Source organism: Stenotrophomonas sp. 2694 (assembly GCF_040548715.1).
In the GTDB taxonomy this organism is placed as follows: domain Bacteria; phylum Pseudomonadota; class Gammaproteobacteria; order Xanthomonadales; family Xanthomonadaceae; genus Stenotrophomonas; species Stenotrophomonas indicatrix.
Genome location: NZ_JBEPSG010000001.1, coordinates 423,056 through 435,433, shown reverse-complemented (window position 1 = coordinate 435,433; position 12,378 = coordinate 423,056). Strand labels below are relative to the sequence as shown.

Annotated in this window: 9 protein-coding genes; 1 reads left to right on the top strand and 8 read right to left on the bottom strand. The window is 65.8% G+C overall.

The genetic code is table 11. From position 1 onward, the window contains the following. Positions 1-5: 5 nt before the first annotated feature. The 8 genes from ABIA73_RS02010 to ABIA73_RS01975 form a co-directional block, all read right to left on the bottom strand. Positions 6-1,415: a sugar porter family MFS transporter gene (locus ABIA73_RS02010; protein WP_354275354.1), complete on the bottom strand. Its 1,410-nt coding sequence runs from the start codon at positions 1,413-1,415 to the stop codon at positions 6-8. Between the two features lie 47 nt (positions 1,416-1,462). Further along, entirely contained in the window at positions 1,463-2,797 is a 1,335-nt protein-coding gene (gene xylA / locus ABIA73_RS02005; RefSeq protein WP_025877150.1) for a xylose isomerase, read from the bottom strand. Positions 2,798-2,840: 43 nt separating this feature from the next. Beyond that, positions 2,841-4,334, bottom strand: coding sequence for a xylulokinase (gene xylB / locus ABIA73_RS02000; RefSeq protein WP_025877148.1), 1,494 nt, complete (start codon positions 4,332-4,334; stop codon positions 2,841-2,843). A gap of 64 nt (positions 4,335-4,398) precedes the next feature. Further along, on the bottom strand, positions 4,399-5,928 hold the full coding sequence (locus ABIA73_RS01995) for a tryptophan halogenase family protein (RefSeq protein ID WP_354275353.1): 1,530 nt from the start codon (positions 5,926-5,928) through the stop codon (positions 4,399-4,401). Between the two features lie 13 nt (positions 5,929-5,941). Next, positions 5,942-6,943 (bottom strand): cupin-like domain-containing protein, encoded by a 1,002-nt coding sequence (locus ABIA73_RS01990; RefSeq protein WP_502960538.1) that lies wholly within the window; start codon positions 6,941-6,943, stop codon positions 5,942-5,944. Positions 6,944-6,964: 21 nt separating this feature from the next. Continuing rightward, positions 6,965-7,723 carry a SapC family protein gene (locus ABIA73_RS01985; protein ID WP_354275351.1) on the bottom strand — a complete coding sequence of 253 codons (759 nt, stop codon included), beginning with the start codon at positions 7,721-7,723 and terminating at the stop codon, positions 6,965-6,967. A 65-nt stretch (positions 7,724-7,788) separates the two neighbouring features. Then, a complete protein-coding gene (locus ABIA73_RS01980; RefSeq protein WP_080148772.1) occupies positions 7,789-10,920 on the bottom strand; it encodes a TonB-dependent receptor in 3,132 nt (1,043 codons plus the stop codon). Between the two features lie 269 nt (positions 10,921-11,189). After that, the gene (locus ABIA73_RS01975; RefSeq protein WP_268844462.1) at positions 11,190-11,312 is read right to left on the bottom strand and encodes a hypothetical protein; all 123 of its coding nucleotides are present in this window, start codon (positions 11,310-11,312) and stop codon (positions 11,190-11,192) included. 15 nt (positions 11,313-11,327) lie between these two features. Between ABIA73_RS01975 and ABIA73_RS01970 the strand changes: the two genes are divergently transcribed. Continuing rightward, positions 11,328-12,365, top strand: a complete 1,038-nt coding sequence (locus ABIA73_RS01970; RefSeq protein ID WP_354275350.1) for a LacI family DNA-binding transcriptional regulator — start codon at positions 11,328-11,330, stop codon at positions 12,363-12,365. Positions 12,366-12,378 lie beyond the last annotated feature (13 nt).

Below are 12,378 nucleotides of genomic sequence, written 5' to 3'. Positions count from 1 at the left end.
CGCGTTCATCCTTCCATCTGCTCCAGTTCCTTGCCCTTGGTTTCGTGCACGTACTTGAGCACGAAGAACACCGAAATGACCGCCGCCACCAGGTAGATGCTGTACGTGGCTGCCAGCCCGGTGGCGGCCAGCAGAATCGGGAAGGTCACGGTGACGGCGAAATTGGCGGTCCACTGCGCCGCACCGGCCACCGCCAGGCCCGAACCGCGGATCTGGTTGGGGAACATCTCGCCCAGCATCACCCACATCACCGGGCCCCACGAGATGTTGAAGAACACGACATAGGCATTGGCCGCCACCAGCGCCAGCGTGCCCATGCCCGCAGGCAGCTGCAGGTGCGTATCGACCAGCGAGCCACTGGCGAATGCGGCCACCAGCAGTGCCAGTGACACCGCCATGCCGGCCGAGCCCACCCACAGCAATGGCTTGCGTCCGATGCGATCGATCAGCAGCACGGTGACGATGCAGGCGCCGATGCTGAGCGCACCGGACAACACGTTGATCAGCAGCGCGTCGTTCTCGGAGAAGCCGACGGCCTGCCAGAGCACGGCACCGTAGTAGAACACCACGTTGATGCCGACCAGCTGCTGGAAGGTGGCCAGGCCGATGCCGACCCAGACAATCGGGCGGATCCTGCCGGTGGCCGTGTTACGCAGGTCCGACAGCCGCGGCCGATGGTGGTCGCTCGACAGCGAAGCGTCGATCTCGGCAGCCTTCGCCTGCGCCTCGACACCGCCGTACAGCCGCGCAAGCACCTGCAGCGCCTCGTCCTTGCGGCGCTTCACCATCAGGTAGCGCGGGCTTTCCGGAATGGTCAGCAGCAGTGCCAGGAACAGCAGCGAGGGCACGGCCTGCATCCAGAACATCCAGCGCCATGCTGCGTGCCCGCCCCACAGTGCCTCGGTGGACGCACCGGCGGTGGCCGCCAGCAGATAGTTGGACAGGAAAGCGACGGTCAGCCCGCTGATGATGGCGATCTGCTGGACCGTGGCGAGCCGGCCACGGTAGCGCGCCGGCGCGACCTCGGCGATGTAGGCCGGGGAGATGACACTGGCGGCCCCCACCGCAAAGCCCCCCAACACCCGCGCGACGATGAACATCGCCGAGGAGGATGCGGCGCCGGCGCCGATCGCCGACAGCAGGAACAACACTGCCGAGACGATCAGCACGTTGCGGCGGCCGAGACGGTCGGCCAGCCGGCCGGCGCTGAAGGCACCGACAGCGCAGCCCAGCAACATCGAGGCGATCTCGAACCCCTGCATCCACTCGCCGGATCTGAACGCCTGGTGCAGGCCGTCCTGGGTGCCGTTGATCACGCCGCTGTCGAACCCGAACAGGAATCCGCCAATCGTCGCCACCACGCTGATCAGTACGATCAGCCGGGTGTTCTCTCCACCGCTCATTGCCTGCTGCATTGCCGTGCCCCTCCCCGGTTCGGTGTCATCGATGCGAGCCGCTGTGCTCAGCGCAGCAGGTACTGGTTGATCAGGTTCTCGTAGCGCTCCTGCTTGCCGCTGATCTGCCTGGGCTCGCCGCCCTTGGCACCAAGCGCAGCCAGTTCTGCCAGACTGAGCGCGCCGCCCGCGAAGTCCTTGCCGGCACCACTGTCGAAGCTGGCGTAACGCTCCTTGCGCCACTGCTCCAGCGGCGAGTCGTTCAGCAGCGCATGGGCCACTTCCAGCCCGCGGGCGAAGGCATCCATGCCGCCGACGTGGGCAATGAACAGATCTTCCAGGTCGGTCGATTCACGGCGCACCTTGGCGTCGAAGTTCAAGCCGCCTTCCAGACCGCCTTGGCGCAGCACCACCAGCATCGCGCCCACGGTGTCGTACAGGTCGGTGGGGAACTGGTCGGTATCCCAGCCGTTCTGGGCGTTGCCGCGGTTGGCGTCGATGCTGCCGAGCAGGCCGTGGTCCGAGGCGACCTGCAGATCGTGTTCGAAGGTGTGGCCGGACAGCGTCGCGTGGTTGGCCTCGATGTTGAGCTTGAAATCCTTGTCCAGGCCATGTTCCTTCAGGAACCCCACCACGGTGGCGCTGTCGAAGTCGTACTGGTGCTTCATCGGTTCCATCGGCTTGGGCTCGATCAGGAAGTTGCCCTTCAGGCCGATGCTGCGGCCATGGTCGCGCGCCATGGTCAGGAACCGCGCGAGGTGGTCGACTTCGCGCTTCATCTGGGTATTGGCCAGCGCGGCATAGCCTTCGCGGCCGCCCCAGAACACGTAATGCTCGCCGCCCAGTTCAACGGTGGCCTCCAGCGCCGCCTTTACCTGCACGGCGGCACGCGCCACCACAGCGAAATCCGGGTTGGTGGACGCACCGTTCATGTAGCGCGGGTGCGAGAACAGGTTGGCCGTGCCCCACAGCAGCTTCATGCCGGTTGCATCCTGGCGCGCCTTGGCCAGGCCCACCATGTGCTTCAGGTTCTTTTCGTACTGCCCGACATCCTCGGCGTCCGGCGCCAGGTCGATATCGTGGAAACACCAGTACGGCACGCCCAGCTTGGTGAAGAACTCGAATGCCGCGTCCACCTTCGCCTCGGCGGTCGCCATCGGCGAGCCGGCCTCCCAGGGGAAATGACGGGTACCCGGACCGAACGGATCGTGCCCGGCATTGCAGAAGGTGTGCCAGTAACAGACTGCAAAGCGCAGATGTTCCTGCATGGTCCTGCCGCCGATGACCTTGTCCGCGTCGTAGACCTTGAACGCGAGCGGGTTGTCCGAGCCCCGGCCTTCGAAGGGAATGCGGCCGATGCCGGGGAAGTATTCCTTGGCGCCGATGAAAGGTTGCGTGCTCATGGTGCGTCTTCCTGTCGTTGTGCGAGGTGTCGCGGAAAAGAGATCAGCCGCGGTACAGCGGCGTGATGGCGTCGAGATGTCGAAGGAAACGGGCGTAGGCCGTGGCGTAGGCTTCGGCGCGTGCGGGGTCCGGACGTGCCGAACGCAGCGGGTCAAGCGCAACGTGGCGGTCGGCGACGTCGGCGATGGAGGCGGCATCGCCTCGGCCGTGGCCCAACGCCCACAGGGCCTGCAATGCCGCACCGAATGCCGCGCCTTCGGACTGGGCCGGCACGTCCACCGGCAGGCCGAACACATCGGCCACCAGTTGCCGCCACTGCGCGCTGTTGCTGCCGCCGCCGGTCAGCACGATGCGTTCGAACTGCATGCCCGCGCCGACGAATGCGTCGTAGCCATACTTCAGGGCGTAGGTGGCCCCTTCCATGGCCGCGCGGTAGATGTGTGCCGGCGTCATGTTGGTCGTGTCCAGGCCCGCCAGCACCCCCTTGCCCTGCGGCAGGTCCGGCGTGCGTTCGCCGTTGAGGAACGGCAGCATCACCAGGCCGTCGGCACCGGGCGGCGTGGCCTGCAGGTGCCGGTCGCCCTCGCGGCTGCTGAAGCCGAAGGCGTCGGCGACCTGTCCGGTCACCACGGTGCAGTTCATCGTGCAGATCAGCGGCAACCAGCCGCCGGTCGACGAGCAGAACGCGGCCCATGCCCCGCCCGGGTCGACCACGGGCGTGTCCGAGAAGGCAAACAGGGTGCCGGACGTACCCAGGCTCATCACCAGGCGACCCGGTACGACGCAGCCGGTACCCACGGCCGCCATCATGTTGTCGCCACCGCCGACGGCCACCTTCACCGATGCGGGAAGGCCCAACGCCGCCGCCGCGGCGGGGGTGATGCCGAACATCTCTTCGGTCGCGGCGATGCGTGGCAGGCAGTCGGCGAGATCGCGCTGCGGATCGGTCGCGTGCAGCAGCTCGGCCGACCAGGTCCGGGTGCGCACATCCAGCCAGCCGGTGCCCGACGCATCGCCGTATTCGCAGAAGCGCTCGCCGGTCAACACGAAATTGAGGTAATCGTGCGGCAGCAGGATGGTGGCAAGCCGCGCGTAGGCGTCGGGCCGGTGCGTTTTCGTCCACGGCAGCTTGGAGGCGGTGTAACCGGCAAGCACCGGGTTGCCGGCCAACGCGATGGTGCGCGCCGTGCCGCCTGCGGCGTCCATGATCTGCACGCATTCGGCCGAGGTGCTGGTGTCGCACCACAGCTTGGCCGGTGCCAGCACCTCCCCGGCCGCATCGACCGGCACGAACCCATGCTGCTGTCCTGAGACTGCCAGCGCGGCAATCCGGGAGCGCACCGCCGGATCGATCGCAGCAAAGCAGGCGTGCAGTGCCGTCACCCAATCGGCCGGCCGCTGTTCCCGGCTGCCGTCTGCAGCGCTGGTCAGCTGCAATGGCGCGCTGGCGCTGGCCACGAGACTGCGCCCTTCAGGGTCGTAGACGACCACCTTCAGGCTTTGCGTACCAGCGTCGATTCCCGCAACCAATTCCATTCACTGCACCCCGTAGTGGCTTGAAGGTAGCGCTACCAATTCGATGCAACAGCGCGCACTGCGGCTACGCCACGGCCCTGCCCCTTTGCCATGCGTCCGGCGCCGCCTTGCAGTAGCGCTCGATGAACTCTGCCTGCGTCGGCATCTTCGCCACCGTTTCCTGCACTGGCTGCCGGATGCGATGCAACAGGGTGCGCAGGTCCGCATCGCCGATGGCCCGCGCAAGCGGGTGCGGCGGTCCGGGCTGGATACCCTGGCCCATCAGGACGCTGGTCCAGGAGTCGACCCGGAACAGCTCGCCAGGTTCCTGCCAGGCATGGGCCCGCTCGCGCCACGCGCGCAGGCGGACCTGCAGCGATTCAGGCAGCGCCATCTCGCGGCAGGCCTTCCACATCGGCTCGTCGCGCTGGTTGGCGTGGTAATGCAGGATGATGAAATCGCGCACGTGCTCCATCTCCTGGCGGCTCACGTCGTTGTACAGCGCCACCAGCGAAGGGGTGATGCCGTCGGACGGGAACAGCTGGATCAGGCGCACCACGGCGCTGATGGTCAGGTGGATGCTGGTCGATTCCAGCGGCTCGATGAAGCCGCTGGCCAGCCCGAGCGCCACCACGTTCCTGTTCCAGGCCTGCAACCGGCGCCCGCTGCGGAACGGCACCAGCCAGGGATCGCGCAGGGGCCGTCCGTCGACATCACGCAGCAGCTTGGCCTGCGCCTCGTCATCGGACATGTGGCGGCTGGAGAACACCAGCCCGCAGCCGACCCGGTGCTGCAGCGCGATGTGCCAGCGCCACCCGGCCTCGTGCGCGATGGCACGGGTGTAGGGCACCGGCGGCGCGGGCGAGTCGGTCTGCACGGCAACGGCGCGATCACTGGGCAACCATTCGTTCCAGTCTTCATAGCCGGTATGCAGGGTCTGCTCGGTCAACAGGCCGCGGAAGCCGGTGCAGTCGATGAACAGATCGCCTTCGATGACCTGCCCGTCGTCCAGCACCAGCGACGCAACCGAGCCGTCATGGGGATGCTGGCGGACTTCGCGGATCTTGCCTTCCACCCGCCGCAGGCCGTTTGCTTCGGCCTTGCCGCGCAGGAACCTGGCATAGAGCCCGGCGTCGAAATGGTAGGCGTAGTTGACCTGGGGTTGGGTCTGCAGCGAGAACCTGTCGGCCAGGGAAGCGGCGCTTTCCAGGCAGAAGTCGCCCAGCTCGGAGGGCATGCCGCGGCGCAGGCTGTCCAGCCAGAAGTGATGGAACGGCGTGGCCCAGGTGCCCTGCCCGATCGTGCCGAAAGGATGGATGAAGCGTTCACCGGGGCGACGCCAGTTCTCGAACGAGATCGACAGCTTGAACGTGCCGGCGACCGCACGCAGGAACTCCTGCTCATCGATCTGCAGGAAACGGTGGAACGTGCGGATGGGCGGCACGGTGGATTCGCCCACACCCACGGTACCGATCTGCTCGGACTCCACCAGGGTGATGTCCAGCTGTTGCCGGAACTGGTGCGCCAGTGCGCAGCCGGCCAGCCAGCCGGCAGTGCCGCCACCGGCGATCACCACTCTCCGGATCGGCCCTTGTGTAGTGTCCGCAGCGTTCAATGCGATGCTCCCATCAGCGGTTGAGTCGACCCAGCAGCTGGGCGCGCATGCGCCGCGCCTGCGTCTCGTCGAACGGTGCCAGCTCACCCCGGGCCGCTTCGGGCAGGTGTTGCCCTGCCTGCTCGCCGGGACCAAACACGTAGTACTGGAAGATCTTTGCCCACGCCTGCTTCTCGCGCGCCGGTAGATCGCGCAGGGCCCACATCGCATGCTGCAGCGCCGGCAGGGGTGAGCCGAGATAGCCAGGCGCACTGCGCCACCAGTAGTTCACCAGCACGTTGAACGGTTCCAGGCTGCGCACGTGGTGCCACCACAGGCCCGGGATGAAGATGGCATCCCCGGGTTCAAGCGTGGCGGTCTGCGCGCTTGCCAATGCATCACGGAAGCGCGGATGGCGGTCGAAATCCGGCTGGTCGACATCCACCACGCTGACCACCTGCCCACCCGGGGTGGGCTCCATCGGCCCCGGGTAGAGGTTGTCGATCTGCTCCGGCGGAAACAGGGTGAAGCGGCGCCGGCCCACCGCGCAGCACGCCAGGTTGTCCGGAATGTCGTAATGGCAGGAGGCCGTCACCCGGTTGCCGACCCAGATGCTGGCCGAAGCATCGATGCCCTGCCCCGCCAGTCCGGCGTCGTTGTGCTGGGCGAACCCAGGCAGCGCACGCGCGATCAGCAGCGAAGCGACGTAATAGGTGGGCGGGGTCGGCGAATCGAGGTGGTCGGCGATTGCGTCCAGCACCTCTGTCAGCAGGCCACGCCGGACCTCGAAGTTCAAGCGGGTGAAGTCCGCGTTGTAGAACGGACGCCCTTCGATCTCGGGGCCGCCGAAGGAATAGGGAACAGGCAGGCCTGCTTCGAACCCGCGCAGGTAGGCCATGGCCTCCTGCAGGGAACGCGACCCGGCCTGCACCAATGCCCAGTCGCGCGCGATGCCGCGCAGCACCACTGGCTCGCCGGCTGCCACCAGCGCCTGCAGCGGCAGCGCCGTGGAATCCAGGCCTTCCAGTGTGCGCATGGCGACGCCGTCCAGCACCGGTCAGTTCCTGTCGCCCGCGACGGCGGTATCCGCTGCGCGCAGGCGTCGCTGCTTCTCGGCGATCAGGCGGCGCATGTTGTGCAGCGATGCCAGCATCAGATAGGCGCCCTCCAGGTAGCCGGCGCGGTTGAGTTTGGCCAGCGCCGCACCCTCCAGCAGCGCGAGGCGGTCACGGTCGACCGCATGCAGGCCGTTGACGCCGACCCGATGCTCCGCGTCGATCCGCACGTCCAGCGTGATCGGTTGGATCAACCCTTTCGCGTCGAGCGTGGCGAACATGTCCGCGGCAAAGGCATGGCCGTCGTGGATGCCGCGCAGCACCCCGGCGATATGGTCCAGATAGGGCGAGTTACCGCCCTGTGGCAGGAACACCGGCTCGCCGTGCATTGCGGTCACGCGCGGATGATCCAGATCCACGTGCAGCACCGCTTCCCGGGTAAGCGCACCATCGATGTGGCCTTCCTGGAAGCCGATCAGGAATGGCCCTTTCGCCGCGGCACCGGGCAGGTAGGAGGCGTTCCAGCGACCGTCCTGCAGGAACAGGTTCTCGTGCTGTTCGAACCCCAGCAGGGCCACCGCCTGCCAGCCGCCCGTGGCGGGGTCCTTGCGCAGGAAGATGGGATATTCCCGCTGCAGTTCGGCGAACTCGCTCGGATAGGCCGGCACCATGCCCACCGCGTCGCCGAACTCGGCGCCGAAGCCGGTGGCCACACGCAGGTCCCGATGGGCAATGTTGTTGAGCATTTCGTAACGCGACATGGTGTTGTCCAATCCGTCAGCAGCCTTTAACGGGTGCCGCTGCCGTGGCAGCGGCACCCCACGGTTCAGAACCTGTAACGCACGCCCAGCATGTAACGCGGACTCTGGTCGGCCAGCTTCACGATCATCTGCGAGGTACGCGAACGCCAGCGCACATCCTCACCGGTCAGGTTGATCGCCTCCAGGCCAAACGACCAGTGGTCATCCAGGGTGTAGTTCACGCTGAGATCCCACTGTTCGTACGCCTCCACATAGTACGGATTGCGGCTGGCTCCCTGGTTGGCCAGGATCAGGTACTGGTCACGCCAGTTCCACGCCAGTCGTACCGACCAACCGTACTTCTCGTACATCAGCATCGCATTGGCCGTGTCGCTCAGTCCCGTGAGCGAGAACTGGTCGATGCCCGGGTCGCCTGCGTTGTTGAAGCCCACATCGCCATTGACCAGGGTGTAGTTGGCCAGGATGCCGAAGCCGGTATCGCCGAAGAAGTACTGCCCACCCAGTTCCCAGCCGTGGAGCTTGGCCTTGTTCTGGTTGATGGGACGATTGACGTTGAACTGGTACAGCGGATCGCCGGCCGTACCGTACAGGTCGTAGGCTGCTTCAGTGGCCAGCACCTGGGCGTCGGTACCGTTGTAGGCGCCCAACCCGGCGGGATTGTTGCGCAGCAGGGCCAGGGCGGTGAACAGCGAGGTGTCATTGGCCGAGCACGCCGCTGCATTGGCAGCGCCGACCTGTGTGACGCAGGCACCGCTGGTGAGGAACGCCAGCGCCGCCTGCGCATCCGGACCGGCGGTAGGATCGCGCAGGCCGTACAGATTCTCCTGGACAATGGTGTTGCCGACGAAATTGTCGACCGATTTGTTCCAGTAGGTCAGCGAGACGTAGCTCGCATCGGCGAAGTACCACTCCAGCGCCAGATCCAGGTTGTCCGATTCCAGCGGTTTCAGCTGCGGGTTCTGTGCGGTACCGCTGGCCCGCGAGGACGGGTCGATGAGGACCGAGCCGAACGGCTGCTGGGCGGTCGGGCCGGCATACAGGTTCCCGATCGGCGCGCGTGCGATGCTCTTGCCGAATGAGACACGCCCCTTCAGGTCCTCACGAAGATCGATGCTGAAATCCAGATTGGGCAGGATGTAGCTGTAGCTGTTCTTCTCGGTGAACGGCTGTTGTTCGTCGGACAACACCACGCGGAAGTCATTGTTGGATTGCCACTCGATGGCTTCCGGGATGGCGATGTTCGAGGTGGAGACAACATCGGTGGTTTCATAGCGCACACCCAGGCGGGTATTGGTACGCATGCCGCCCAGCTCGCCATCCAGCTCCACCTGGAAGTAGGCCGACTTCGTCTTCTCTTCCACCAGGTTATCGGCGGCGCGCTGCGGGCTCACGCCGAGATTGGCGCCATAGTTGTCCGCCGCCCACTGCGCAAGGCGACCGGCATCGCCGCGCCAGGCCGTGAAGCTGTTGGCATTGAAGTCGTTGAACAGCCCGACGATGTTGACCGGCTGCAGCAGGTCCATCAGCCCGTTGGCAACGTCCCCGTCAACGTTGGCCACGCCCCAATCGCCCAGGGTGTTGTAATTCTCCGCTGCCTGGATGCGGTGGGTGGTCTGCTTGCTCGAGTCCACGCCAAACTGGAAGCGCCCCTTGTCGAAGCTCCACTCACCGTCGACACGCCCCTGCTTGATCTCGCTGATCTGTGTCTGCGAGTTGATGCGCAGCACCTGCGAACCGATCTCGCCCGGCGCGAAACCCGGATTGACCACGCCGTTGGTGTTGGCGATGGCATCGGCCGTGCTCGGGTACCAGACCTGGGTGCCCACCGGCAGGCCGCTGTTGAAGACCATTTCCTGCACCCATGACCCACCGCAATGCGGTCCGGCGGTGCAGTTGTTGGTGCCGGCGATGCTGCTGAAGATGGAGCCGCCACCAGTGAGCGGATCGTTCGGGCGGCTTTCATTCTTCGAGTTGTGCGCATCGAAGCTGAGCTTGAAGCGGTCGGTCACATTCCAGACCGCATTCAGGCCGAGCGAACCCAGCTTGTACTTCTGCATGCTGCGCTGCTGCTCAAGGCCGAAATCCTTGGTGCCGGCGATTTCACGGATGTAGATCGGCGTGGCAACCGCACCGCTGGTATCGAATTCGACGTCGGTGTAGTTGCTGTTCTGCAGCCACATGCCCTGCTCGCCACGATTTTCAGTGATCTCGTTGGTCGAATAGGTGTAATCCAGGGTCAAGGTCACCGCATCGGTCGGCGCGAACTGCAGCACGGCCTGGCCGTTGATGCGCTCACGCTCGAATTCGGAGAAGGCATAGCGCAGGTCGTTCGGCCGCGCATACAGCGCACCGATCGCCGGTGCATTGACCACCCTCGGGTTGCCCGGCATCGTGCCGGTCCACGGCTGCACGTTCCAGTAGTTGTCGGTGGCCTGCACCGAACCGCCCTTGCGTTTCTGGTAGCTGGCGCTCACGCCCACGCCGAAGGTCTTGTCGGGATTGGCGTAACTGAAGATGCCGGACAGTTCCGGCGTCAGGTCGTCGCCGAACGGCTGGCTGCGGTCGGAGACGGCCTTCGCCCCGGCACTGGCGACGATGCCCTCGTGGTCGAACGGCCGCGAGGTCAGGATGTTGATGGTGGCACCGATGCCACCGCTGGGGACATTGGCCTGGCTGGTCTTGTAGACCTCGATGCCATTGATGGCTTCAGCGGCCAGCTGGGCGAAGTTGAAGGCACGGGTGCCGCCGTCGACACCACCGATGGCGACCTGCCCCGACGCACCGAACGCATCGGCGCCGGGCATCTGCCGCCCGTTGAGCGTCACCATGTTGAACTGAGGGCCGAAACCACGTGCCGTTACCTGTGCGCCCTCACCGTCACGGCGCTCGATCGAGATGCCGGTGATGCGCTGCAGGGATTCGGCCAGGTTGGTATCGGGGAACTTGCCGATGTCCTCCGCACTGATCGCATCCACCACGCCGGCTGAATCACGCTTGATGTCCATGGCCTGGCTGAGGCTGTTGCGGATGCCGGTGACCTGGACGGTGTCCAGCTGTGTCGGGCTGGGCGGATTCTGCTGCCCGGCGACGGGTGCCGGCGTTGACGCCTCTTGTGCGAATGCGGGATTGATGACCAGGACGCCACCGACAAAGGTGAACATGGCCCTGGAAGTGAACTTCGCCAGCGTCCGGCTCATCGACGAGCCCTCCGGCCTGGGGTACGACGGAAAGTAGCAGCGCTCATGACTCTCCCCTCTGACATACGATCGAATGGATGTACCGCCCCTCCTGGGGGCACGTACGGGCGACGCCCGTCTTCCACACCGAACATCGCAGTGCGCTTTGCACCCACTGCGACTCAAACTCGCTTTCAGACTTGCCGGAACAGCCGCGCGGTAAAGGGGGGGGGCATCCGCTGGCCTTACACCGGCTCAGTGGTAGCGCTACCATCGCGTCACGGCGCAGACTACTCATCCGCAATCGCGCTTGTCATCATGCAGCGCAGCAAAGGAATCCAGCCTTGAAAAACGGCCATAAAGCGGTCCGTCGAAAAGCAAGTGCCGTCACCATCGATGACGTCGCTGCCCATGCCGGTGTTTCCGCCATGACGGTGTCACGCGTCATCAACGGCCATGCCGGGGTACGCGAAGACAACCGCGAGCGCGTCCTGCGCAGCGTACTGGCGCTGGACTACCGGCCCAACCCTGCTGCCTCCGCCCTGGCTGCGGCGCAGCACACCTGCATCGCCCTGATCTACACCAACCCCAGCTCCAACTACCTGCGCGAACTGCTGGTCGGCGCGCTGCGTGGTTCCACCCGGTCGGCGGCGCAGCTGGTCATCGCTGCCTGGGATGAGCTGGGCACCCCGGCGCGTCGTGAGGCGGCACGGCAACTCGCCACCACCGTGGCAGGCGTGATTCTTCCGCCGCCGCTGTGTGAATCGAAGGACATCGTCGAGGTATTCGTCAACGCGGGCATTCCCGTCGTCTCCATCGCCTCCAGCCGCTTCAGCGACAGGATCTCCTGCGTGCGCATCGACGACCGCCAGGCCAGCCATGACATGGTGTCGCACCTCATCGCCCACGGGCATACCCGCATCGGCTATATCAAGGGCGACCCGAACCAGACCGCCAGCGCGCACCGCTGGCAGGGCTACCGGGATGCACTGGCCAATGCCGGCATCGGCTACGACGACGCGCTCGTGCAACCCGGCTGCTTCACCTACCGTTCCGGCCTGGAGGCAGCCGAGCGGCTGCTGGCCCAGGGCCCGCCACCCAGTGCGATCTTCGCCAGCAACGATGACATGGCATCGGCGGTTGTTTCAGTGGCCCACCGCCGCGGCCTGCAGGTGCCGGGGGATCTTTCGGTGGTGGGCTTCGACGATACCTCCGCCGCGACCATGGTGTGGCCGGAACTGACCACCATCCATCAGCCGGTCGCAGAGATGGCGGACAACGCGATAGACATCCTGCTGCGGGAAATGCGCCGCCCCTCCTCTTCAAGGCGCGCCACCGTCAACCACGTGCTTGCGCACCAGTTGATCACGCGCGCCTCGGTATCGACACCGCCGCTGTCCTCTGCACGCCGGGCATCCCGGATCGCAACGCGGCATGCCCCGGACATCGATGGACAAGGGGGCTGAAGCACCCGCCGGG

Bases quoted from the DNA above. Each gene is read 5' to 3' on its own strand.
- xylB (WP_025877148.1), bottom strand. From the start codon at position 4,334: ATGGAATTGGTTGCGGGAATCGACGCTGGTACGCAAAGCCTGAAGGTG.
- ABIA73_RS01975 (WP_268844462.1), bottom strand. From the start codon at position 11,312: ATGGGCAGCGACGTCATCGATGGTGACGGCACTTGCTTTTCGACGGAC.
- xylA (WP_025877150.1), bottom strand. From the start codon at position 2,797: ATGAGCACGCAACCTTTCATCGGCGCCAAGGAATACTTCCCCGGCATC.
- ABIA73_RS01990 (WP_502960538.1), bottom strand. From the start codon at position 6,943: ATGCGCACACTGGAAGGCCTGGATTCCACGGCGCTGCCGCTGCAGGCG.
- ABIA73_RS02010 (WP_354275354.1), bottom strand. From the start codon at position 1,415: ATGCAGCAGGCAATGAGCGGTGGAGAGAACACCCGGCTGATCGTACTG.
- ABIA73_RS01970 (WP_354275350.1), top strand. From the start codon at position 11,328: ATGACGGTGTCACGCGTCATCAACGGCCATGCCGGGGTACGCGAAGAC.
- ABIA73_RS01980 (WP_080148772.1), bottom strand. From the start codon at position 10,920: ATGAGCCGGACGCTGGCGAAGTTCACTTCCAGGGCCATGTTCACCTTT.
- ABIA73_RS01985 (WP_354275351.1), bottom strand. From the start codon at position 7,723: ATGTCGCGTTACGAAATGCTCAACAACATTGCCCATCGGGACCTGCGT.